The sequence below is a fragment of the Bradyrhizobium sp. SSBR45G genome (assembly GCF_030159255.1).
GTDB lineage: Bacteria > Pseudomonadota > Alphaproteobacteria > Rhizobiales > Xanthobacteraceae > Bradyrhizobium.
On record NZ_BSCT01000005.1, the window covers coordinates 101548 to 125020 of the forward strand.

Consider the following 23473-nt stretch of genomic DNA (forward strand, 5'->3'; position numbering starts at 1 on the left):
GTATGGCCCGCCTTACTCCTCCAGCAGAAACGCCAATGCCTCGTCGCAGGGCGCCTCGACCTTCAGTGACAGCAGATCATCCGCACGCGTCCGGCCGAGATTGACGGCGGCGATCGGGATGCCGCGGTCGGCGGCGGCGCGCACGAAGCGGAAGCCGGAATAGACCATCAGCGAGGAGCCGACCACGAGCATGGCGTCGGCCTGGTCGACGTGATCGCACGCCGCGGCGACGACCTCGCGCGGCACGGTCTCGCCGAAGAACACGACGTCCGGCTTGAGGATGCCGCCGCAGGCGCGGCACGCCGGCACAATGAACGCTGCAAAATCGACACCGTCGAGATCGGCATCGCCATCCGGCGCATCGGCGGCGTCATGCGCCAGCCATTGCGGATTGGCGCGACTGAGCTCCTCCTGGAACGCGGCCCGCGACAGCGTCGCGCCGCAGCCGAGGCAGCGCACCTGATCGAGCCGGCCGTGCAGATCAATCACGTTGCTGTTGCCGGCCGCTTGGTGCAGCCGGTCGACATTCTGCGTCACCAGCAGCGAGCTGCGGCCCTGCGCCTCCAAACGCGCCAGCGCGTGGTGCGCGCCGTTCGGCTGGGCGCGGCCGAAGCGCCGCCAGCCGACCATGCTGCGCGCCCAATAGCGGCGGCGCGTGTCCTCGGTGGCCATGAAGGCCTGGAAGGTCACCGGCGGGGTGCGCTTCCACTGCCCGTCGGTGTCGCGATAGTCCGGAATGCCGGAATTGGTGCTGCAGCCGGCGCCGGTGAGCACGACGATGCGGCTGTGGCTATCGATGAAGGATTTCAGCGCTGACGGATCGACCATGGCGCAGATGTAGGCGTCGGACGTCGCCGGCGCCAGTCCGTCACAGACCGAGGCCCGTCAGGTCGCGCCGGGCGGCGGCACCGTCGCCAGCCAGTGCCGGGCGATGTCGGCGCGCGGCGCGATCCAGGCGATACCGCTCGACGTTACATGTGCCAGGATGCGGTCGAGCGCGCCGATCCGGCCGGGGCGGCCGATCATGCGCAGATGCAGCCCGATCGACAGCATTTTCGGCGCGGTCGCGCCCTCGCGCGCGAGCCAGTCGAAGGCGTCGATGACGTAGTCGGCGAAGTCGCCGCCGCGGAAGCGTGAGCCGTTGAAGAACTGCATGTCGTTGCTGTCGAAGGCGTAGGGCAGCACCAGATGCGGGCGGCCGGCGACATCGACATAGTACGGCAGGTCGTCATTATAGGCATCGCTGTCGTAGAGAAAGCCGCCCTGCTCGGCCAGCAGCCGGCGGGTGTTCGGCGAACTCGCCGAGCGCGTGTGCCAGCCAAGCGGCGGCTTGCCGGTGACGCGCTGGATCGCCTCCGCGGTGCGGGCGATCACGCGCCGTTCCTCGGTCTCGCTCATGCCGGCATGGCTCTGCCAGCGCCAGCCATGCGCCGAAACTTCATGGCCGCGTGCGACCGCATCACGCGCGAGATCCGGCGAGCGCTCGACGGCGCGGCCGCAGGCGCTGACCGTGACCTTGACGCCATGCACATCGAACAGATCCATGATGCGCCACCATGCGGCGCGCGTGCCATATTCGAAATGGCTGTCGATGCAGGGATCGGGACCGTCGAGCCGGTGCACCACTTCGTAGATCGCCTCGTTGGTCGCATCGCCGTCCGACACGGAGAATTCCGAGCCCTCCTCGAAATTCACCACCAGCGACACCGCGACACGGGCGCCGTTCGGCCAGCGCGCATGCGGCGGGCGGCCGGCATAGCCGACGAGGTCACGGCGGAAGGCAGGCTGTGCGCTCATCGGTTCAATCCGCGGTTCCGGCCATGCGATGCAGGCCGACCAGGCGATCGCTGATCAGCAGCAACACGAGCGTGCCGGCGAGAATGAGAGTGGAGAGCGCGGCCAGCGTCGGATCGGGCGCCTCCTCGATATATTGCAGCATGCGGATCGGCAGCGTCTTGGAGCGCACGTCGGTGAGGAAGATCGAGACCGGATAGTTGTCGAACGAGGCGAGCAGGCTGAACAGGCCCGCGATCAGGAACGACGGCGCCAGCGCCGGCACCATCACCCTGATCACGCTGCCGGCATAGGTGCAGCCGAGCGTGCGCGCGGCCTCGATCAGGGTGAAGTCGAAGCGCGACAGGCCGGCGATCATGGTGCGCGCGACGTAGGGAAGCGTGACCACGAGATGCGCCACCAGCAGCGCGCTCCAGGTCGCGGTGAAGCCGATCATGCGGAAATATTGCAGCAGCGCGATGCCGAGCACGAGGCCGGGCATCATCAAGGGTGAGACCAGCAGCGTGCCCAGCGCGGTGGCGCCGGGCAGCCTGCCGCGTGCAATCGCAATCGCGGCGAGCGTGCCTGCGACCAGCGACAGCGCGGTCGACAGCACCGCGATCTGCAGCGACAGCGACAGCGATGGCCAGAAGCCGTCGAGCCTGCCGATGCGCCCATACCAGCGCGTCGACGCGCCGGAGAGCGGCAGGTCGAACACGGGCGTCGGCGAGAAGCTAGCCGCGGCGATCACGACCAGCGGCAGCAGCAGGAACAGCGCGAGCCCGATCGCGAGCACCCAGCAGATGATGATGGCGATGCGGCTCATCATTTCGGCTCCCGCGACAGCATCGCGCTCAGCGCGACCACGATGACGGCAATCGCCAGCAGCACGACGCCGGCGGCGGCGCCGAAGCCGGGCTCGCGCGCCAGCAGATAGGCCTTGGCGATGGTGGTGGCGAGCGTCGGATATTTCTCGCCGATCAAGAGCGTCGGCACGACATAGGCCGACACCGACAGCGAAAACACCAAAGCTACGCCGGCGATGATGCCGGGCAGGGTCAGCGGCAGGATGACGCGAAAGAACACGACGAACGGCGAGGCGCCGAGCGTCGCCGCGGCTTCGGCATAGCGGCCATCAAGCTGCGCGACCACGGCGTAGATCGGCAACACCATGAACGGCAGGAAGATGTTGACGGCGCCGACGATCAGCGCCGTCTGGGTGAAGATCATCCGGATCGGATCCTCGATGAGCCCGAGCGCGATCAGCACGGTGTTGATGAGGCCGTCGCTGCGCAACAGGATGGTCCAGGCGAAGGCCTTGACGATGACGGAGGCCGCCAGCGGAAGGAACAGCGTCGCCAGCAGGATCGAGCGCAACGCGCCGCGGGCGCGGGCCAGCGCGAACGCGGCGGGATAGGAGATCAGGAAGGCGATCAAGGTCGTCAGCAGGCCGAGCCGCAGCGAGTTCCAGATGACGCCGAGATAATAGGGCGTGCCGAGCAGCCGGACGTAATGCGCCGACGTGACACCGCCCTTGGCGTCGAGCACGCTGACGCCGAGCAGCAGCGCGAGCGGCAGCACGAACACCAGCGCAATGATCAGTACCGAAGGCGCGACGAAGCCGAACGCGGCGAGCCGCTCGCGATCCGGTGCGGGCTTGACGATGGGCGCTGGTAGCACGGCGTCGGTCATGAGGCCTCGGCGGCGAAAGCGAAGGTTTCGGCGACGGGCCAGGCGAAACGGACCTCGTCGTGCACGCGCGGCAGCTCGGCCTCGCGTCCCGACAGCTCCGCGAGCAGGCTCGCGCCGGCCCCGGCGTCGACATCGACCAGGGTCCGCGAGCCCTGGAACACGACCGAGCGCACGCGGCCGGATGCGGAGTTGGCGCCGTCGCCAGCGCCGAGCCGCAACTGCTCCGGCCGCGTCGCTATGATCACCGAGGCGCCGGGCTGGAACGCGCCGCGCGCCGAGAGCCGGCCGACCGGCGTCACGACATCGACCATGCCGTCATGACCTCCGACCACCTGGCCGGCGATGCGCGTCGACAGGCCGACGAAGTTGAGGGCGAACAGGCTCGCAGGGCGCGCATACAGCTCGCGCGGCGCGGCGAGCTGCTCGATGCGGCCCTTGTTCATGACCGCGACGCGGTCCGACATCGTCAGCGCCTCGTCCTGGTCGTGGGTGACGAAGATCGCGGTCGCCTTGACCTCCTGCAGCAGGCGGCGCAGCTCGACCTGCATCTCCTCGCGCAGCTTGCGGTCGAGCGCCGACAGCGCCTCGTCGAACAGCAGCACGTCCGGCTCGACCGCGATCGCGCGCGCCAGCGCCACGCGCTGCTGCTGGCCGCCCGACAGCGCCGAGATGCGTCGGCCACCGAGATGGCCCAGCTTGACCAGCGCCAGCGCCCGCTCCACCGCGCGGTCGATCTCGGCCTTCGGCGCGCCGCGCACCTTCAATCCGAAGGCGACATTGCCGGCGACGGTGAGATGCGGAAACAGCGCGTAGCTCTGGAACACGACGCCGACATTGCGCCGGTGCGGCGGCACATCGGTGACGTCGCGCCCGGCCAGCGAAATCGTGCCGGTGTCCGGTGGCGCGAGGCCGGCGATGGCGCGCAGAAGCGTGGTCTTGCCGCAGCCGGAGGGCCCGAGCAGGGTGACCAGCTCGCCGCGCCCGATCGTCAGATCGACGCGATCGAGCACGGTCGTTGCACCGAAGCGCTTGGAGACTCCGCTGATGACGAGATGCGGCGCGGCGCTCATGTCATCTCCTTGCTCCAGCGATCGACCCAGCCGGCGCGGTTCTTGGCGATGAACGCCCAGTCGGGCGCGAACAGCGAGGCCGGATCCGGATAGCCGGCCGGCAGCGGCGTCGCCTTGCTGGTCGGCGCGATGAAGGCCGTCTTGGCGAGAATGGTCTGCGCCTCCGGGCTGAGATAGAAGTCGATCACCGCGTCGGCGAGATCGCCGGCCGGGCCGCCGGCGACCTTGGCGATGCCCGAGGGCATCGAGAAGCCGCCGTCCTTCGGAATCGCGAGATCGACCGGCGAGCCGTCCGCTTTCCGGATCAAGGTGTAGGCCGAGAACTGGCCGCCGATCATCCACGCTTCGCCCTGCTCCAGCAGATTGATGGCCTGCGGCGCGTTGGTATAGACGTTCAGCAGGTTGGCCTTCAGGCTCTTGATCTTCTTGAAGCCGGCGTCGATCTCGTACTGCGCCTCCTTGAACGGCTTGCCGGTCTCGAGATGCGCGGCGGCGAGCAGCGTCCAGAACCCTTCGGTGTTGGACAGCGAGGGGATCACGATCTTGGAGTCGTATTTCGCATCCCACAGCTCGGTCCAGCTGACGGGCGGGGTCTTCATGCGCTTGGTGGAATAGGCGATGCCGACCCACGGCTTCTGGTAGTTGGCCCATAGGCCGTCCTGGTGCACGGCGTCGTCGACCAGCTTGCCGAGATTGGGAATCGCCGACGACGACATCTTGGTGATCAGCCCTTCGGCTGCGGCCGGCAGCATCACCGGGTCGTCCATGATCACCACCGAGATCTTGGGGCTCGCCTTGTCGGCCTGCATCTTCTGCAGATTGGTCAGCGAGTTCGTGCCCTCATAGAGCACCTTGCAGTCGAGCTTCTTCTCCAGCACTGGAAACAGGTCAGCGTTGAAATATTTGGCGGCGCCGGCGGGACCGCCGATCACGATCTCTTTCGGGGCGGCGCGCACCAGCGATGGCGCGGCAAAGCTGGCGGCAAAGGCCGCACCGGTCTTCAGGAGGCTGCGGCGGGAGAAGGGGTGCATGAGAGGATCCCGTGTGAGCTGTCGCGTGGCGTATGACCAGAGATCAGCAAGCGCCGTGCCAAATGTGCACATTTTTATTTTTACCAATGAATTCCGGATCTTGAACCGTTTCCTCCGCCGCGGGTCTGCCCGGCCACAGGCAGAATGTGCACATTTTTTGGAGGTGACCTGCCGCGCCTTTGGGCCTAGCAATCGCGCATGGCGATGCGAGCGCAGCGAATCGGGAAGGCCAATCCCGCCGAGGACGAGGCGGTGTATCAGGCCATCCTGCGCGCGCTGCTGGAGGGCAAGCTGAAGGCCGGCACCAAGCTCGCCGAGACGCCATTGGCCGACATCTTCGGCGTGTCGCGCGAGCGCATCCGCAAGGTGCTGCACCGGCTCGGCGCCGAGCGGCGGCTGGAGATGATCCCGAACCGCGGCGCCCGCGTGCCGCGGCCGACCCTCGATGATGTCAGAAGGGTCTACGAGGCGCATCGCGTGCTCGAGGCCGGCGTGCTCAGCCAGCTGGTGCTGCGGGTCGATGATCTCTTGCTGGCGCGGCTCGATGCGCATCTCGCCGAGGAGCGTGCCGCCGCGCAGCGCGGCGATCGCGCGACATCGGTGCGGCTGTCCGGCGCCTTCCATGTCCATCTCGTCGAGGCGCTCGGCAATCCCGAATTGTCGCGCATGCTCGGCGATCTGCTCAGCCGCTCCTCGGTGATGGTCTCGGTGTACGAGCCGGCGGCACAATCGATCTGCGCGGTCGACGAGCACGGCGCGATCGTCGCGGCGCTGCGTGACCGCGACCTGTTGCGCGCGATCGCCGTGTCGCGCGAGCACTTCCTGCATGTCGAGGGCCGGCTGCGGCTCGACGAGCACGGGGCCTCGGAGAGCGAAAATCTCGCGGCGATCTTCGCGCCGGTCAAGCCGTTGCGGCGCAAGGCGCGGTCGGCGCAATCGTGACGACGGCGCCGGCTCACGGTCATGTCCTCGGCGGACCGTTCGGCTGAGCGCACCAGGGCAGCGCCAGCCGCGGCATGTAGTAGTTGTTCCACTCGCAGACGTCCTCGGGCCCCTTGCGCTTCAGCGCCATCTTGACCGGCTCGGCCTGGCTGATGCCGACATGCAGCACGAGCAGCGTGGCGCCGATCGGATAAGCGAAGCGCGCGAGGCTGAGGTCGACGAGGCGATCCAGCAGGATCATGCCGGCGATGATGATCAGGGGATCGGTGAAGACGAAATACTCGACCTTCAGCCCGCGGCGGACGCCGAGCGCGTCGATGCCGACAGCCGCCAGCATCAGCAGCGTGGCCTGAATGGCGGCCTGCCGCTCGCCGCGCCTGATGGCGATCACGATGCCGGGGATGATCAGCCAGGTCAGGACCACCGTCGGGCGCGCCGACGGCTGCAGGATGAACGTGTAGCGCCTGATGACCCCGAGCACGCCGGACAGCAGCAGGCCGATCGCCCCCGAGAGGCTGCCGGCGGCTTCGGGCGCGTCGACATAGGTGATCATCTTCTCCAGCGGGTTGAGCACGACGACGACATCGTTGATGTCGTAGCTGAGATCGAGGGCCGAGAGGCCGAGGCCCGCACCCGCAACGACAGCCAGCACCGCGGTCAGCAATTCAGCCGCGCTCACGCGCCAAAGCCGCGCGAACAGCATCGTGCTGGCGGCGATGACGGCGAGCAGTCCGAGCTGATAGACGCCGAAGCGTCCAGACAGCAGCGGCTTGAGACCGGCGGCGGCAGTGTTGACCGGATCAAGGCCTGCAGCAATCAAGGGCCAGGCACTCATCGCGGCAGCCAGCGCGGCCACCGCCGCGATCAGCACGGCCGCCCAGGCGCGCGGCGTCCGCCAGAACGCCACGCTGGCGCTCGCCGCGCTGCCGAACGGCAGCACCAGCACGGGGATCGCGGCGATCAGCAGGATCGCATGCACCTTGTTCGTCAGCCCGAGCATGCACAGCAGCGCGGCAACCCCGATCGCGAGCGGGCGCGCGAGGCAGGCGCGGCGCGCCGCCGCTATCAGGATCATCAAAGCGAGGATGCAGAACGACGCCGCGATCATCTCGCTACGCAGGATGCGCAGATGCATCTGCACGCCACCGGAGAAGGTGAAGGCGGCAACGCCAAGCATGGCGATGCGCCAGTCCGACACCAGGCGACGGGCCAGAAAGGCGAATGCGACAATGATGGCGGCCGCCGTGAGCAGCGCGGCGATGCGTCCGGCATGAACCGCACTGGTCATCGCTGCGTCGAAGCCGATGCGATCCGCAGCCGATGGGATCGCCGACAAGGTCCAGGCATCGAGCAGGCCGAGCCGGTGCAGCCCGGCGAACCAGGCCTTGACCGAGAGAATGGTGAGATAGGCCGGGTGATCGAAGAACGCCTGCGCGCCGCCGTCGTTCATGGCGAGTGCGTTGTAGATCACCATGAAGTCCATGTCGGCGTTGCGCCAATAGACGGTGAAATAGCCGACCACGACGAACGAGACGAATGACAGCAGCAGCGCGATGGCTACGCCGCCGCGCCAGCCGAACGGGGTGAGGCGGTCAAGCGGATCGGCCGCCTTGGTCATACGGCGGTCGCGCAAATGTCACCTCGCCCCGCTCGCGGGACGACTATGGGACCACCGAACTCCATTTCGGGTCCAGCTGTCTCCCCGTCGTCATGGCCGGGCGTGTCCCGGCCATCCACGTCGTTCGGTATACTGGGCCCGACGTGGATGCCCGGGACGAGCCCGGGCATGATGGAGTAACTCACTGGCAGGACCGATTGCCGCGACGGCCCCATCATCCTCAGATCGCCTTGATCTTGAAGAACGCGAACACGACCATCTTGAGCAGCATCCAGCCGTGGCGGAAGCGCGAGATCTGGGTTTCGCCGTAGCTGCGTGCGGCGTAGCGGATCGGCAGGTCGATGGTCTTGAGGTTCAATTTAGAGGCGCCGAAGATCAGGTCGAAATCGCCGAACGGATCGAAATCGCCGAAATAGGCCTTGCCGGCCTTGAGCCTGAGATAGTCGCTGCGGCGGAGCACCTTGGTGCCGCACAGCGTATCGGTATAGCGCTGGTTCAGCAGCCAGGAGAACAGGTAGGAGAAGGTCTTGTTGGCGATGAGGTTGAGGAAGCGCATCGCGCCGTCGTCCATCGGATAGACCAGGCGCGAACCGTTGATGAACTCGCCCTTGCCCGAGCGCAGCGCCTCGAAGAATTTCGGCAGCTGCTCCGGCGGCATCGTGAGGTCGGCGTCGAGGATCATCAGCACGTCGCCGCGCGCGGCGTCGAAGGCGGTGAACACCGCGTCGGCCTTGCCCTTGCCGGGCTGGCGCATCAGCTTGATGTCGTGGCCCGGATAGGCCGCGCGCACCCGTTCCATTTCCTCATAGGTGCCGTCCTTGCTGTGGCCCTCGATGAAGATGATCTCGATATCCGGACAGAACGCGGCGAGCCGCTGCACCGCGGGCTCGATGTTGCCGCGCTCGTTGCGCGCGGGGATCACGACGGTGGCCGAGCGGACGTCATCGTCCGTCGGGCGCATCGCGCGCGCCACCAGATAGTGCCGCAGCGACAGCGCGCGCAGGCCCGGCAGCACGCTGAGGAAACGGTTGGCGAAGCGGCCGAGGCCGAACAGCCGCAGCGGCGACAGCAGGCGCTGCTCGGACTTCACCGGATCGAAATCCGCGAGACCAGCAAGGTTGCGCAGGTCCGAAGGCGACAGCACGTTCTGCTCCGGCTGCGGCATGCGCAGCCCGATCGCCTCCGCCGCCTTCAAGAGCGGATACCACAGATGCGAGAAGTAGCCGATGACGAGGCGCGTCTCGCGGGTGCACAGCCGATGCAGCTGTTCGATGAAGCGCTGGCAATCATCGAGCGAACCGATCGTGTCGAGCACGAGGATGACATCGAACGGGCCCGATACGGCCAGAAACGTGGCCGGATCCTCGGCGTCGCCGGCGATGAAGGTGAGGCCGGGATGGCGGTCGCGGGCGATCGCAACCTGCTTGCTGCTGATGTCGATGCCGACACCATAGGACGGCGCCAGCGCGGCCAGCGTATCGCCGATGCCGCAGCCGATTTCCAACACGCGGCTGCCGGGCGGAATCAGGAAGCGCAGATAGCGCTCGTCCTCATCATGGAAATATCCGGCCTTGTCGCGCCAGAAGGCGCGCGCATCGGCAAAGCGGTCGGCATGAGCGAGGATGGCGGCCTTGCGCGGCGTCGGCGCAAGCACATCGGCCACCACGGCGCGCGCCCCCTCGTCATTGTCCTGCGGGACCTGCTCGCCCAACTCTGCCACCTGATACCATCCTTGTTAGGGGTTGCATCCTTCTAGGCCAGCCGATGGGGCGGAGTGATGGCGACGGGCGTTCAGGTAACGGATGGAAACGAGGCAGCCGCCATCGTTCACGCAGCGCGTTCGCGCCCGGGTTCTGCTAATCGTTCGCGCTCTCAGATGCGAGGGCGCAGGGAAGGCCGGACCTCGACTGAGGCCCGTGGCCCGCCTGCGGAAAAAAATGCAGGCGGCAGGTACCACAGGTCCAGCCGGACAGGCCCGGCCCTCCCTGCGCGATGGGCTTCACGTCTGCTCCGTGCTCTCCCCGGGGACCGGCTGTCTTGCCCCCGTCACCTGCGCGACACGTCATGTCACGCGAGCTTGGCGCCAGCGTCGGGGCGCCAGGACCACACGGCTTGAACGTCCGCAGGCTTGCCAATCGTCCAGCGCATCAGCACCTGACAAGCAAGCGGCCACCGCTCCCCGCCTCTACGTATCGTGACGACGCGTACGCCCCTCTGCATGAGGACGGGATGGCTGGATCAAAGCATGATTTCTGATAATACGCAATCGAAATTTTCGAGATTCCGAATGGCGTCCGGCGCAGATCACCGCGCACAGCAGAACTTGTGTTTCTTACCGCTGCCGCAGGGACATGGATCGTTGCGACCGACCTTCGCCGCGCCGGCGGGGCGCTTCGGCTCCATGACCATGGCGCGCGTATCGCCCGCGACGAAGCGCCAGGCGCCGTCGTCATCACGGCGAAACTGCGAGACCTCGTGGTGCTCGATGGTCTTGCCGGCTTCGCGATAGGTGGCGACGAAGCTGACCACGCCGTCGGCGTCACCGATCTGGCCTCGCGCGGTCGAGACGATGCGCAGGGAAAGCCAAGTCGCGCGCGCGGCCCAGCCCTTGGCCGCGGCAGCATCGAACGCGTGGCGCTGATCCGCTGCGAGCGTCGCTGCGATATAGCCGATGTCGCCGCGCGTATAGGCCGTGTAGCGCGAGCGCATCAAGGCCTCGGCGGTCGGCGGCATCGCATCGCCGCTGAGATAGGGACCGCAGCAGCGGTCGAACGGAAGGCCTGAGCCGCAGGGACATGGCATGAACCAAGGCTTAGCATCGGTAAGGCGCGATGCAAATCCGGCGAAGCGGCCGCAGAGACGCCACCCGGCCTGTTGGTCTGCGACAGAGCACGCACGGCTTCCCGCCGCCACAAAATGATCGTATCGGTTCGGTGCTCCGTCCCGAACTGCCGAGGTCTCGCATGTCCTTCTCGATCGCCAGAGGGCTAGCCCTGATGGCGCTCGCGGTCGTCACCTTGATCGCGAATGCGGCCTCTGCAACTCAGGACATCATTCGGGTGCCAGACCTCACGAATTCAGGCCTCGCGATTCCGGGCCTCGAGATTCGTCGCGCGGTCTTTGCCGACGGACGGCTCTGGCTGCTCCATAAGGGCGGCCAGCTGTCGAGCCTTGCGGAAAATGGCGAGCGCGTCGACGTGACGACGCTCGATCGCGTGATCGAGCTGTTCATCCAGCATGGGCATGCGACAATCGTAACCTGCCCGCAACAGACGTGCACGCGATGGACCGTACGCCAGCGCGTGGGGGACGATTGGGCCGCGACATCCGACATTGCCAGTCAAGACGATGCGTTCTTGGCCGCGATGGCCTCTGGCGATACGATTACCGTGGTGACCGACAATCGGCTGATCGAGATCGACGGCGGCACGCAGACGGAAATTCCCCTCGTTTTGCCACCGGCTCCGTGGCCGGGCCCCATGCTCGCTCCCGCAACGCCCTCGAAAGAACGACAGCCCGAAACGGTGTTCGCCTTACCGCCCTCCTACGTGTTTCAGCCCAGTTTGGTACCCTCGAAGCCGCTGAAGAACTGGCCGGTCGGCGCCGTGCTGATGACGCCGAAATACGTCTTCATCGGTTACAGCGCTGGTGAATGGGGCGGCGGACTGCAGAGGGTCGAACGAGCGACGGGCATGGTGTCTGACATCATCGCGGTCGATGACGATCTCTGCGGCGGGCCTCTCAACCCGGCATGTGATCCGGTCAACGGGCTTGCGATCATTCCGTGGAAACCTGACTGCGTGGCGGCGGCGATCGGTCTCATCCATTCACTCCCGCACGGACGGCTCGTCGAAGTCTGCCAAAACACGGTCCGTGTGCTCTATGCTCAGCCGATCCCGGACCATCTCATCAGGGACGCTGATGGGCCGCCCGCACGGTTACGGCTGTACACGATACCGTTTTTCGGAGTGCAGCGGCTGGGCGGAGACCTGCTTGCCGCGGGATATGACGGGCTGTATCGGATCGGCCCGAATGGCCTCGTCCAGCGCGATCTGCTCCCAGCTTTCAAGCGAACGAACGATGTCGGGGTGAGCTTCGACATTGCTGGACTTGCGCTGGTGCGGACCGAGATCGACCAGCGGCTCTCCTCGAGCGGGAGCGCGCCCATGGTGGTGCCGCGCTAGCTAGGCGGCACGAACGAGGTCGCTGCGCCAACTGGCTTCCCGATGCCGCAGTTCGCGCCTAACCAGGCTGACGCTCCGATCGAAGCCGCCGAGGTCTCACATGCCGATCAACATCGCCAGACGGCTCGCCATCATCGCTCTCGCGCTGGTGCCGCTGCTTGCCGGCCGTGCCTCCGCAACCGAGGAGAAGCGCACGGACAGTCCCGAGCAGATCCATCGGGCCGTCTTTGCCGACGGACGGCTCTGGCTGCTCGCTGGCGGCGGCCGGCTGTCGCACATCGCAGAGAGCGGCGAACGGACCGATGTCGCAACGCCGGATCCGGTGATGGAGTTGTTCGTCCAGGATGGGCATGCGGCGATCGTGACCTGCCCAAAGGAGGCTTTCGGGCGCGGGACTCCTGTCGAGCGATGGACGGTGCGCCGGCGGGTTGGCGACGATTGGGAGACGGTGGCCGATATCGCAACCAGGGGCGAGACATTCGTGGCCGCGACATCCAGCATCGTGCTGACGGACAGCAGGATGATTGAGCTCACTGGCAGCTCGGCAGCGGAGACGGCTCTCACCCTTTCGCAGCCCGCCCGCCCCAAGCCGGCCAAGGCGGAGGAGCGGTTCACGCTCGGAGCATGGGTGCAGTTCACCGACGACGACGTGATCGATCTCACCGAAGGTGTACCATGGCAGGCTGCACCCGCGGCGCCGCCCTCCCCGACGCCGTTGAAGCGGTGGCAGGCCCGCGCCGTTCTGGTCACGCCGCAACATGTCTACGTCGGCACCGATGCCGGAGAGTGGGGCGGCGGGCTGCGGCGGATCGATCGGATGACCGGCATCGTATCAGATATTGAGGATGTCGACGGTGACCTGTGCGGCGGCAACCTCAACCCGGCGTGCGATCCGGTCAAGGGTATCGCAACCATTCCCTGGAAGCCGGACTGTGTCGCCGTCGCGATCGGCCTGATCCATATGGCCACGCATGGACGCATCGCGGAAGTGTGCGACACCTCGGTGCGGCAGCTCTATGCGCATGTCATCCGGGCGCCGACCTATCAGACGCCCGACGGGCGGACGGAAACTTATTGGTTCGCCCAGACGACCGCGTTCTTCGGGCTGCAGCGCCGCGACGGCGACCTGCTCGCGGTCGGACATGACGGGCTGTACCAGATCGGTGACGGCGACCGCGCGCAGCAGATCCCGTTTCCGGCGTTCACGCCAGCCGGCAACCTTGCCGTCAGCTTCGACCTGCCGGGCGTCGTGCTGCTGCTGATCAGCGGCACGCAAGGGCCTCCCTCCCAGAACAACGGCGCACTGATGCTGGTCCCGCGCTAGGCCGGGCGACGGCGTCGGCGCGGCGCGCGACCGACATGTTGGATGACGCTTCAAGACGACGCGTGTTCGACTATCGCACTTTGCGATGGCCGGTTGCACGTGAACCCAGCCGTGGCAAGCCGTCTCGCTTGCCGGTTGTGACTCCAAAGACGCAGGTCGCCACTCTTCACAACCGCTGTTGGCGCCACACGCGCCGCGCGGTTTCGAAACCGGCGAATCCGTGTTAACCATTGGTTAAGAACAAGGGTGTTGGGCACACGGCTGACCTGCCCGGCCCCGCGCGGACCAGACCTTTCCGGGCGCCGCCTCATTACGTGGCGCCGGTGACCGCTAGCCCACCGCATCATCAGCGGATCGGGCGCGGAAGACGCCGACGAATTCTTCGCGCGACGCCAGCCAGGCCGCAAGAACGACAGGTCCGCCCCGGCGGGCCGAGAGCCCACCTCCCGATCATATGTCCACATGATGCCGGCGCGAACCGCGTTGCGTGCAAACGCAGCGTTGCGCCCATCACGACCGATTGGAGCGGCCCCGATGGCTGATGAGTCCGTAGTAGCGTCGATCATTCCCTGGCGGGAGCCGAAGACGGCCAAGCCGCGCCCGAAGCGCACGCCGGTCGTGAAGCCGCGCCCGCGACCGAAGCCGAAGAAGGCGAAAGCGGCGCTGGATGACGAGATGCTCGCGTCCGAAACGCTGATCATGCCGGACTTCCTGGACTACGTGAACGAGCCGTCGACGACGCCCGCCGGCACGCCGGCGCGCACCGAGGCGGCCGCGAGCGCCGCCGCTGCCGCGATCCCGGCGGCCCCTTCCACGATGGCGCCACGTGACATCGCACCGGCGCTCGACGGCGACATCGTTCCGGCGAGCGCGCCGGTGATGCCGCGCAAGGTGGTCGAACGTCCCCGCATCACCGCCTCGTCGATCCTGCTGCAGCTGGCCGCGCTGGCGCTGGCCGCGGTCGGCATGGCGATGAACGGCTGGTTCGCGCATTCGCTCGGCTCGAACAGCACAGCGGGCTGGATGTTCCTCGCGGTCGGCGTGACCGCCGACCTCGTCGCGCTGGTGATGCCGACCTGCGCCGCGCGGCTGTGGCAGGGGCGGCACCGGGCCTCGGCGCTGACCGGCTGGACGGTGTGGCTGATGACCTTCGTGTTCGCGGTCACCGCCGGCATCGGCTTCGCCTCGACCAACATCAGCGACGTCACGCTCGCCCGCGCCTCGCGGGTGACGCCGGCGGTGCAGGCGGCGCAGACCGCGCTGAGCGATGCGATGATCGCGCGCGACCGCGAATGCAAGGGCGGCGTCGGCAAGTTCTGTCGGGAGCGCGAGGCCGCGGTGGCCGAGCGGCGCCAAGCGCTGGATGCCGCGATGGCCACGGTGAGCCAGACCGCCGATCCGCAGACCGAGGCCGCGATCAAGCTGGTCGCCTGGGTGTCGCGCGGCGTGGTGAAGCCGTCCGCCGACGACTTCATCATGCTCCGCCTGATCCTGCTGGCGCTGCTGCCGCAGATCGGCGGCATCCTGCTGATGGTCGGACGAAGGGGGTGACGGCGGCGACGCCACACGAGGCAGATCATCAGCAACTCTGTGCACGGCCCTCGGGCAGCGCCATCGGCCTCGTCAGCTCAAGCCGCAGCAGCACGCCAGGCATCAGCCATCGGTGCGTTGCCTTGTCGCAGGCTTTCTCCGGCACGGCGATGTCGGGCCGAGCCGCCGAGTTGTACAGATCGGGATCGCGCACGGGAACGTGATCTGTCGGCGCCGCCGTCTTGATACAGATCATAACTAAACGGTGCCGTTTTTATACGCTCGCGCCGGGCAGATCGTAAGGAGTTCGACAATGTCAGAGCACAGCAGCACGAGCGTCTACGTGAACTGGGCCAGGGAGCGCCTCCACGAGATGGACGCCGCACTGGAGTCGTTTGGGGTCAAGGCCGCCGAGGCCGAGGCGGCATCCAAGGCCAAGGCCCAGGAGATCTTCGCAGACCTGCAGAAGCGGCGCGATGACCTCGAGGCCCTGCTCAAGACCCAAGCCGAAGCCGGAGGGGCGACACTGGCCAGCGCGAAAAGCGAGCTCGACCAGCATTGGGCCGGATTCGAAGCCCAGATGAAGGCCTATTTCGACACGATCGGCCAGCAGGCCGAGCAGCAGAAGACGACCTTCAAGGACATCGCCGCCGCACAGGCCAAGGCCTGGACCGAGTCCGCCGACCGGTTTCGCGCGGCAGCGACCCAGGTGACGACCACCGGGACCGCCGATCTCGACGCGGTCTTCACCCAGCTCAAATCCGACGCGGCCCAGGCCGGGGCGCATCTCGAGCAGCTCAAGCAGGCGGGCAGCGCGTCCTGGTCGGTGTTCAGCGCCGCGCTGGGCGAGTCGCGCAAGGCGTTCGACGCGGCCAACCAGGCCGCCTGGAACGCCTTGACGAAGTCCAGCCCGAAGGGCTGAGGCCGGGTTCGGCACAGGCCCGCCCGCGGCGACTGCCGCATCGGCGACATCCGGGCTCCGCGCGCTCGCGGAGCCATCAGTTCAGCGGCAGGATGACCGTCGGCGCGCCGTCCGTCGTGTTCGACGAGATGGCGTTGTTCTTGAACGAGCCGATCTGGCCGCCGCTCGCCAACAGGCCCGTCGTATTGTTGTGGACGCTGGAATTGTTGAGGATCACCGCCGCCGCCGCGACGGTGGTGGCGCTGATCCCGGCTGCGCCATTGTGCGACGAGGCGGTCCGGTCGACGAAGACGACGGAAGAAATCGAGCCGGTCGAGGTGGTGGCAATGCCGTTGCCGGTGTTGCCGGTGACCACGCTGTCCCGCACCGTCACCTCCGAGGTACCGCCTCCGCCGGTGCCGTCGATCAGGAATCCCGTGGCATTATTGTTGGAGAGCAGCGTTCGGTCGATCACGCCGGAAATGGTGGTGGCGCCGGCGCGTCCGATCACCTTGACACCGCCGAAGCTCGCCGAGCTGCCATTGCTGGTGATCACCGAGTTGGAGATCGAGAGCTTGCCGGGCGTGGTCGGCGTGAACAGGACGCCCCATTGGGTGAAGCCGAAGATCTTGCAGTTCTGCACCACCAGCGAGCCGCCGCTGTTGAACAGGATGCCGTTGAGACCGCTGCCGACGCCGTCGAAGATGAGGCCTTCGAGATAGACCGTATCGGTCGCCGCCGCCGCTACGACGATGCCGTTGGTGCCGGAGACGAGCACCCCGGCGACGCCGGACTGCGCGACGATGCGGATCGACTTGGTGATGGTCACCGCGCCGAACCCGCCGGGGTCGATGGTATTGATCTCGCCGCCCGCGGCCGTCTTCGAGATGGCGCCGGCGAACGTCTTGCAGGGGGCCGTCCGGCTGCACGGATTGGCATCGTCGCCGACGCCCGAGACCCATGTGCGCGTGGCCTGCGCATGGGCCTCGCCCGCCCCGAACGCCAGCCAGATCGCACACACCATCGTCATCACGAAACCGATTGTCTTCACGGCGCATCCTCGCATTTGATCAGAGTGAACCAAAGGACGTGAACCAAGGGAGTAGTCACCAAGGAAGTTGGCACCAGAGGGAGTTGTCACGGCAGCCTGACCGGCGTGCTCTGGAATTTCTGGCCGGACGGCGCCCCTTCCGGATACATGTCGAAGGTCAGGACCGCTGGCGCGCCGTCGGCCGCGAGCTCGAATTCGGCGACCGCCTCGCCTTCATCCTCGGTCTTGATGTCGCCCAGCGACCTCACGCATTTCAGGAAGAAATGATAGGTCGTGTCCGGCGCCGCGGTGATCGCGACCTTGACGCGCCATTTGCCATCGGCCTCCCGCGTGATCAGAACGGTGCCGCCGATCCGCGACGGATCGTCAGCCCTCACATCGGAATTGCCGCAGTCGGAATTGTCCTGGCGCACGAGCAACGCCTCGGCCGAGCGTGAGCGATCCCCGCTCTGCGCACCGGCCGGCACGGCGGCCAGCGGCGCCGCGAGGGCGATCAGCGAAAGCAGCAGTCGGCACCGACGCGGCAGGCTGCACATCTGGAGCTCTCCATGTCATCTGGTCGGGCGTCGTTCAGAGCAGGCGTCATCAAGGGTGGTCGTTCAGGGCGGTTGTTCAGAAAGCAGACGTCATTCAAATCAGGTCAGTGGAGCCGGGCGGCCTGGGCGGCGGTCGTCAGAACCGGTCAATCAACCGTGCGTGCATCATCGAAATCAATTCAGCTGCGTAAAATTCAGTGCTCTGCGGGCTCCGCTCGTTTCCGACCGTCGCCGATGGCCGGCGGCCTACGCCCGTCGGCAGACGGGTAGTATGGCGCAGAAGCCGTCAACTTGGAATGGAAATCCTTGCTGCAGCGCCAGAGAGAGGTCCGCCAGCCGGCTCAACGCTTGCGCGAGCGCGGAGGGCGGTGCGCGGCGCGCCATGCGCTTTCGAGGACGGAGCGCAGCAGACGCGGATCGGCACCGGCCAGCGTCACCATGGTCCAGCCCTGGTCACCCCATTTGTTCGGGACCCGGCGGAAAACCTCTGGCGCGAGACCGGCATAATGCTCCTGCTCGTCGGGCGTGAGCAGCACATTGGCCGAGGCGCCATCGGCCGCCAGCGTCGCGAAGGTCCGGTGCAGCTTGAACGCCGTGCGATCGAAATGCGGCGCTGCAATCGTGCCCGCGAGCGACAGAGCGAGGGTGCGAAACTCGGGACCGGTCATGGCGGCGGCCTCCCGGGGCGCTCGAACACGAGACTGAGGACGGCGACGTTCGAAGGCGGTGTTCGACGTCAGTGTTTGAAGCAATGCTCGCGATGCCATCGCAAGAAATGCGGGTGAGGCCGATCCCCGGCGCGATCCGGAAAAAAGGCGAGTCCTGACGGATTGATGAAACCTCTGATGCGATCGACGTCGTTGATTTGTCGCGAGACGAGGATGTTAAGATCATCACTCAAGCTGATCAACCCGCGGTCGAACATCCAATGCACCGTTCCTGACAGCGCCAGGCCGTTGGTCACGAGATCAGGCCCGTTTGCCTCGACGGGGCGGATATGGGCCGCGTTGACCTCGGCGCGCCCGCCGCCGTTGATCAGCTTGAGCCCGGTGATCGCGCAACGCTCGCCATAAGCCCGCAGCACGATCCGCCGGAACAGGCGATCGCGCACCACACGCGACGTCAGGCGGCGGATGCGATCGCGCAATTGTTCGGACACGAGGGGCGCCTGGTCTTCGGCGAACCCAGCCGGGGGATGCGCCGTCTCCGGCACACGCGGCAACACCGCATCGCGACCATCCAGACCGCGCTCGATGATGCTCTGGAAGTCCTGCGGCGAAATCGGCCGGACCGCCGCCTGAGCCCGCCCCGACAGCTTGCCTGCCTCGTTGAGCAGGCCGCGCTCGATCGGACCGTTCAGCTCGCTGAAGGAAACCGGGTTGACGAACTCCAGATACGAGCCGGGTTCAATCAGCGCGAGATACATGCCCGGCGCTTTCGAATCGGGGATGATCCGCTCGACCCGTGCGATGGCGAAATAGCCGCGCGTGCCCGGCACCTTCGTCGGCTCGAGATAGACGATCCAGTCGCCGACACTGCCCTCGGCGCGACCGAGATACTGCCTGGGAAACTGGTACTGCTCCGCCGGGCTGTCGTCGTAGATCGAATCAGTCCGATGCATGAACACGCAGTAGCTCATGGCGAAAATCTAGCCGATCGGCGCCCGGTACACCATCGGCGAACAGTGATGTCGACATTCGGCCGCCCCTGCGGTCCTGTCGCAATCAGCCGTTTTTCGGATGGCCCCGCCCCGACGCGCCGACGCCCGGACTGATCGTCACCGTCGCTCCGGCGGCGCCGCCGGCCTCATAGGCCGTCGTCGAGACCATTCGGCTCGTGCTGCGCGCGGTCCGCAGCTTCATGTCGAGCTTGTCGAACTCGGTATCGACCACCGAGGTCTTGAGGACGACGAGGCCGCGGCCGGTGCTGGCGTTGACCTGATCGCGGCTCGCCTTCATCGCCACCAGCCGGCCGGCGATCGAGACGACCATGCCGAGCGAGAAGGAGGCGTTGGCGAGGTGGCGGTCCTGGTGGCGGAAGCGGGCGTAGTCAGCCGAGGTCTTGAAGCGGCCGAGCTCGGCGCGCACCGCATTGTCGATCAGCTCGGCCAGGTAATGCGCCACTTCGACATCGGCGCCGAGGCCGAAGAACACGTAGCGATTGTCGCCGGCCTCATTCTTCTCGCGCCACACCCGGCAATCGCAGAAATGCGCGATCGCGCCGATGCAGTCGTCGATCGGAATGCGCTTCTTGCGATGCGTCTCGTAGACCTTGCGCTCGCAGGTCGAGGACTTGAGCTCGAGGTCGGACAGCGACAGATCATGGCGGTCGAGCAGCTCTGCGACCTTCGCCGCCGCCGACAGCGCCTCGTCCTCGGTGCAGCCATTGGCGATGGTTTTCGCGCGCAGCGCCTGGATGCGCGATTTCAGCTTGTCGAGCGCCGCGGGATCGAAACTCTGGGTCACCGGTGAAGGCTCATGGTCGGCGCAAAATGAACAGACGGAATCGCGGAGAGGAAGGGATTCCCGCCCGAGCGCCGGGGGCATTCCATAAACCCATTCGAACAAGGCATTCGCAAAAAGACCGGCGGACATTTGTGACCACCTGCGTGTACCATCTGACCGGCCCAAAAAGCCATCAATCTCACCCGATTTGAGGGGATTGAGGCCTACATCAGCGCCCTCACCGCCGAGGGCGCGCCTTCCGGATACGTGAAGCTGAAGGCCTCGCCCGCCTGCGCCACCCAGTTCGTGATTCCGTCCTGCGCCGCGCGCCCCTGCTTGGCGCCTTCGTGTGCGATCCAGGCGAGGTCGGCGGCGGCGCGCTGCATCAACAAGTTGCGTCGGCGCCGCCACCAACGCCGTCAGCGTCAGGCATGGCATCATCCGCACGGCCGTGAGGCGCGCAGCCGGCGGATCGGCGCCGAGCACCGGCCGCGCGATGGGCGTCTCCGCCATCATGCGCGGTAGGGCGCGACGCAGGCCGCGCAATCGACACGGGCGCGCAGCTGCGTCGCCAGCAGATAGAGACCGCCGATCTTGCGGTGGAGGAACAGCGTCGCCGCCGGCGGCACATGGATGAGGTCGCGGTCGAGGCCGAGCGCGAGGCCGCGGTCGCGCAGCTCCGCCAGCAGGTCCTGACGCGCGAAGTCGTAAGGCCCAAGCTGGCGCAGCGGCGCCATCGCCCGCAGGAACATGTCCACGATCGCGTCCTGGTGCCGCGGCGCCGTTGATGCGTCGAAATAGCCGATGGTCAGCATGGCGGCGCGGCTCGCCGCGCGGTCGGCATCGAGCCCAGCGGCGAGCAGCGCGCGGAACGCCGCCTGCAGCGCCGGCGGGATCGGCCTGACAGCGCCGAAATCCAGCAGCACGATGCGTCCGCCGTCCGGCGTGACGCGGAAATTGCCGGGATTGGGATCGGTCTGCATGGCGCCGAACACGAACAGCTCGCGCATGGTCAGGTCGATCAGCGCCGCCATGGCGCCGTCGCGCTGGTCCGGCGCTGCAGATGCCAGCGACGCGATCGGCCGGCTGTCGACGAAATCCATCGCCAGCACCTCCGGCGTGGACAGCGCGGTCACAGGCGCAGGCACCACGAACCGCGGATCGTCGGCGAGAAAGCCGCCGAAGGCACGCAGCTGCGCCGCCTCGGCGGCATAGTCCGCCTCCGCATGCAGCTGCGCCTTGGCGGCGGACAGCGGCGGCGAGAGATCCATCTGACGCGGCAGCAGGCCGGGCAGCCGCAGCAGCGCGGCGATGTTGTCGACGTCGCTGTCGATGCTGGCGCGCACGCCGGGATATTGCACCTTGATGGCGAGGCGCCGCCCGTCCGTCGTCTCGGCGCGATGCACCTGGCCGATCGAGGCCGCCGCGAACGGCCGCGTCTCGAAGACGCGAAACCGCGCGCGCCAGCCCGTGCCCCAGGCCCGCGCCAGCGCCCGCTCGAGCTGCGGCGGCGGCATCGGCGGCGCCGCCTCCTGCAGCTGCGCCAGCAGCGCCGCGGCCTCGGGCGGCAGCACCAGCCCCGGATCCAGCGACAGCATCTGGCCGAGCTTCATCGCCGCGCCGCGCAGTCCGGCAAGCCCGCTGGCGAGCCGCAGCGCCTGCGCCGGCGCCAGCAGCAACTCCGGCAGCCCCGGCCGCCGCCCCTGCGCCAGCTGCCGCAACCCGTCCGCCACCGCGCCGCCCGCGATCCCCGCTGCGATCCCGCCCAGCCGCAGCAGCCGCCCCGGCCGCGACGTCGGCACGGCGGCAGAGCCCGGCAGCGGACGATCAGAGGAAGAATTCATCAGGCGGAACTCCAGGGCGGGCGGCAGCGCATGGGTTGAATACGAGCGAAACCTGCTCCCAGTTCTCCGGCCCGGCGTGATGGCCGTGGCGCAACGCGCGGAGCTGCGGTCCCGCGGCGCCATGGGCGTCCGGGTTGGACGGTCGTTCCGCCCTCGACATGAGAGGGCGCGGGGAATGCCGGGCGCTGGCCGCACCCATGGCCCGCCTGCAGAAAAAAAGCAGGCGGCAGTCACCACAGGTTCAGCCGAGGACACCCGGCATTCCCCGCGCGATGGTTTTCACGCTTATATCGCGCTCTCCCCGGTGTCCGGCCTGTTAGCCACCGTCGCTCTCCGGATCATCATCACCAGAAAGCTTGGCACCAGCGTCGGGGTGCCAGGACCACGCGTCTTCACGTCCGCAAGCCTGCCGTTCGTCGGCGAGCATCACGCCCGCTGCAGCCGGCTCGCAGCCATCGCATCTCCAGCCCCACGTCTCGTGACGATCGCGAAGCGCCCCTCTCGGCGGGCCGGGATGGCGAGAGAGAACCATGGATTCTGAAAAATGGCAATAGGATTATTTTTTATCGAAATCACGCTCCCCGGCGCGCGACCTCCTGCGCAACTCAATAGCCCGAAAGCCGGATCGTCGGGGCGCGGACCCGGTTTGCAAGCGCAGCGATCTCGCCAATGAACGGCGCGTAGCTGGAATAGAGCATCACCAGAGCGAACACCGCCCAGACGATCTCTTCCCTTGCGGGCACACTGAGCAGGCCGAACACAGCAAACAAGACGAAAGGGAGAGCCATGGCGCCGAAGGCGCGACTCCGTTCGACCTGGGCCCACAGGAACAGCAGGGCATGGGCTAGCAGGAAGGGGGGAAACCAGACGAGCCGCATCAACACCAGCAGCTCCGTGGCGACGGGATGTCCGGGCTCGGCGCGGAGCGCGAGCCGCGCGTAGTGCCGCGCTGTCCCGAACCGGAACGACCGGAAGCAGATCATCGCCATGTAGCTGGCAAAGCTCGTGTCTGTGTAGCCGGCCTGCCAGGCCTGGTCGCCAAGGCGGATGGCTTCGGCGAAATCGGAGCGCCGGAACGCCGCCTGACTCTGGAACCTAAGCACCTGCGCGCGGTCGCCGATGGACTGGAAGGCCGTGATGGCCTGATCGTAGCCCGACGCTTCGTTGCCGCAGTTGACCTCCAGCATGCTTTGAAACGCCCGATATTGCGCAACATGCGCGGGGAAAAGCTCGCGAAACCGCGCCAGCACGGCCGTCGCATTGCTGCGATCCGCGCGAGCGACGTAGCTGCCGAACAGATAGGTGTAGGCGCCGTCACTCTGACCGTCGCGGCCGATCCACGATCTGGCGAACATTTCCAGCTCGGCGAACTTCTTCTGCTTGGTGAGCAGCTCGCACCAGGCCTCGCACGCCTCGCCGTCATGCGGATCGGCGGACAGGGCGCTCTTCAGATGCTGTTCCGCCAGCCTGAAGTTGCCGGCGGACGCATAGGCGCGGGCCGCGGCGATCGTCCCAGATTTGGCATTGGACATG

Annotated in this window: 23 protein-coding genes; 5 read left to right on the forward strand and 18 right to left on the reverse strand. The window is 67.0% G+C overall.

Going from position 1 to position 23473, the window contains the following annotated elements; translation table 11 throughout:
- Nucleotides 1–12: 12 nt before the first annotated feature.
- From QQL87_RS08550 to QQL87_RS08575, 6 genes are read right to left on the reverse strand one after another with little or no spacing between them, the layout of a single operon-like run.
- On the reverse strand, nucleotides 13–837 hold the full coding sequence (locus QQL87_RS08550; RefSeq protein ID WP_502871146.1) for an NAD-dependent protein deacetylase: 825 nt from the start codon (nucleotides 835–837) through the stop codon (nucleotides 13–15).
- Between the two features lie 48 nt (nucleotides 838–885).
- Nucleotides 886–1797 carry a polysaccharide deacetylase family protein gene (locus tag QQL87_RS08555; RefSeq protein ID WP_284416952.1) on the reverse strand — a complete coding sequence of 304 codons (912 nt, stop codon included), beginning with the start codon at nucleotides 1795–1797 and terminating at the stop codon, nucleotides 886–888.
- A 4-nt stretch (nucleotides 1798–1801) separates the two neighbouring features.
- Entirely contained in the window at nucleotides 1802–2599 is a 798-nt protein-coding gene (locus QQL87_RS08560) for an ABC transporter permease (protein ID WP_284416953.1), read from the reverse strand.
- The gene (locus QQL87_RS08565; protein WP_284416955.1) at nucleotides 2599–3465 is read right to left on the reverse strand and encodes an ABC transporter permease; all 867 of its coding nucleotides are present in this window, start codon (nucleotides 3463–3465) and stop codon (nucleotides 2599–2601) included. Before QQL87_RS08565 ends, QQL87_RS08560 begins: the two co-directional genes overlap by 1 nt.
- Entirely contained in the window at nucleotides 3462–4535 is a 1074-nt protein-coding gene (locus tag QQL87_RS08570; RefSeq protein ID WP_284416957.1) for an ABC transporter ATP-binding protein, read from the reverse strand. Before QQL87_RS08570 ends, QQL87_RS08565 begins: the two co-directional genes overlap by 4 nt.
- On the reverse strand, nucleotides 4532–5566 hold the full coding sequence (locus QQL87_RS08575; RefSeq protein ID WP_284416959.1) for an extracellular solute-binding protein: 1035 nt from the start codon (nucleotides 5564–5566) through the stop codon (nucleotides 4532–4534). Before QQL87_RS08575 ends, QQL87_RS08570 begins: the two co-directional genes overlap by 4 nt.
- A 198-nt stretch (nucleotides 5567–5764) precedes the next feature.
- On the opposite strand from QQL87_RS08575, the gene QQL87_RS08580 reads away from it, so the two are divergent.
- On the forward strand, nucleotides 5765–6508 hold the full coding sequence (locus tag QQL87_RS08580; protein WP_284416960.1) for a GntR family transcriptional regulator: 744 nt from the start codon (nucleotides 5765–5767) through the stop codon (nucleotides 6506–6508).
- 19 nt (nucleotides 6509–6527) lie between these two features.
- Here QQL87_RS08580 and QQL87_RS08585 read toward each other — a convergent pair whose 3' ends face one another.
- The 3 genes from QQL87_RS08585 to QQL87_RS08595 all read right to left on the reverse strand — a co-directional run bounded on the left by QQL87_RS08585 (nucleotide 6528) and on the right by QQL87_RS08595 (nucleotide 10928).
- Nucleotides 6528–8126, reverse strand: coding sequence for a hypothetical protein (locus tag QQL87_RS08585; RefSeq protein WP_284416961.1), 1599 nt, complete (start codon nucleotides 8124–8126; stop codon nucleotides 6528–6530).
- A 220-nt stretch (nucleotides 8127–8346) separates the two neighbouring features.
- A complete protein-coding gene (locus tag QQL87_RS08590; protein ID WP_502871142.1) occupies nucleotides 8347–9846 on the reverse strand; it encodes a glycosyltransferase in 1500 nt (499 codons plus the stop codon).
- A gap of 584 nt (nucleotides 9847–10430) precedes the next feature.
- Complete coding sequence (locus tag QQL87_RS08595) at nucleotides 10431–10928, reverse strand: YchJ family protein (protein WP_284416962.1); 498 nt, start codon at nucleotides 10926–10928, stop codon at nucleotides 10431–10433.
- Nucleotides 10929–11089: 161 nt separating this feature from the next.
- On the opposite strand from QQL87_RS08595, the gene QQL87_RS08600 reads away from it, so the two are divergent.
- From QQL87_RS08600 to QQL87_RS08610, 3 genes are all read left to right on the forward strand, one after another.
- The gene (locus QQL87_RS08600; RefSeq protein ID WP_284416963.1) at nucleotides 11090–12310 is read left to right on the forward strand and encodes a hypothetical protein; all 1221 of its coding nucleotides are present in this window, start codon (nucleotides 11090–11092) and stop codon (nucleotides 12308–12310) included.
- A gap of 100 nt (nucleotides 12311–12410) precedes the next feature.
- Nucleotides 12411–13634 (forward strand): hypothetical protein, encoded by a 1224-nt coding sequence (locus QQL87_RS08605; protein ID WP_284416964.1) that lies wholly within the window; start codon nucleotides 12411–12413, stop codon nucleotides 13632–13634.
- Nucleotides 13635–14168: 534 nt separating this feature from the next.
- Nucleotides 14169–15185 (forward strand): hypothetical protein, encoded by a 1017-nt coding sequence (locus QQL87_RS08610; protein WP_284416965.1) that lies wholly within the window; start codon nucleotides 14169–14171, stop codon nucleotides 15183–15185.
- 28 nt (nucleotides 15186–15213) lie between these two features.
- On the opposite strand, the gene QQL87_RS08615 is transcribed toward QQL87_RS08610, so the two are convergent.
- The gene (locus QQL87_RS08615) at nucleotides 15214–15378 is read right to left on the reverse strand and encodes a hypothetical protein (RefSeq protein WP_284416966.1); all 165 of its coding nucleotides are present in this window, start codon (nucleotides 15376–15378) and stop codon (nucleotides 15214–15216) included.
- Nucleotides 15379–15477: 99 nt separating this feature from the next.
- Between QQL87_RS08615 and QQL87_RS08620 the strand changes: the two genes are divergently transcribed.
- Nucleotides 15478–16086, forward strand: a complete 609-nt coding sequence (locus QQL87_RS08620; protein WP_284416967.1) for a hypothetical protein — start codon at nucleotides 15478–15480, stop codon at nucleotides 16084–16086.
- Between the two features lie 76 nt (nucleotides 16087–16162).
- On the opposite strand, the gene QQL87_RS08625 is transcribed toward QQL87_RS08620, so the two are convergent.
- The 8 genes from QQL87_RS08625 to QQL87_RS08660 all read right to left on the reverse strand — a co-directional run bounded on the left by QQL87_RS08625 (nucleotide 16163) and on the right by QQL87_RS08660 (nucleotide 23472).
- Nucleotides 16163–17116 carry a right-handed parallel beta-helix repeat-containing protein gene (locus QQL87_RS08625; protein ID WP_284416968.1) on the reverse strand — a complete coding sequence of 318 codons (954 nt, stop codon included), beginning with the start codon at nucleotides 17114–17116 and terminating at the stop codon, nucleotides 16163–16165.
- Between the two features lie 86 nt (nucleotides 17117–17202).
- Complete coding sequence (locus QQL87_RS08630) at nucleotides 17203–17652, reverse strand: hypothetical protein (protein ID WP_284416969.1); 450 nt, start codon at nucleotides 17650–17652, stop codon at nucleotides 17203–17205.
- A 341-nt stretch (nucleotides 17653–17993) separates the two neighbouring features.
- The gene (locus QQL87_RS08635; RefSeq protein WP_284416970.1) at nucleotides 17994–18320 is read right to left on the reverse strand and encodes an MmcQ/YjbR family DNA-binding protein; all 327 of its coding nucleotides are present in this window, start codon (nucleotides 18318–18320) and stop codon (nucleotides 17994–17996) included.
- A 68-nt stretch (nucleotides 18321–18388) separates the two neighbouring features.
- On the reverse strand, nucleotides 18389–19291 hold the full coding sequence (locus tag QQL87_RS08640; RefSeq protein ID WP_284416971.1) for an HNH endonuclease: 903 nt from the start codon (nucleotides 19289–19291) through the stop codon (nucleotides 18389–18391).
- An 85-nt stretch (nucleotides 19292–19376) separates the two neighbouring features.
- Nucleotides 19377–20117: a DUF7168 domain-containing protein gene (locus QQL87_RS08645; RefSeq protein WP_284416972.1), complete on the reverse strand. Its 741-nt coding sequence runs from the start codon at nucleotides 20115–20117 to the stop codon at nucleotides 19377–19379.
- Nucleotides 20118–20320: 203 nt separating this feature from the next.
- The gene (locus QQL87_RS08650; RefSeq protein WP_284416974.1) at nucleotides 20321–20488 is read right to left on the reverse strand and encodes a hypothetical protein; all 168 of its coding nucleotides are present in this window, start codon (nucleotides 20486–20488) and stop codon (nucleotides 20321–20323) included.
- Between the two features lie 120 nt (nucleotides 20489–20608).
- Nucleotides 20609–21940 (reverse strand): ABC1 kinase family protein, encoded by a 1332-nt coding sequence (locus QQL87_RS08655; protein ID WP_284416976.1) that lies wholly within the window; start codon nucleotides 21938–21940, stop codon nucleotides 20609–20611.
- A 605-nt stretch (nucleotides 21941–22545) separates the two neighbouring features.
- Nucleotides 22546–23472: a tetratricopeptide repeat protein gene (locus tag QQL87_RS08660; RefSeq protein WP_284416978.1), complete on the reverse strand. Its 927-nt coding sequence runs from the start codon at nucleotides 23470–23472 to the stop codon at nucleotides 22546–22548.
- Nucleotide 23473: the final 1 nt, after the last annotated feature.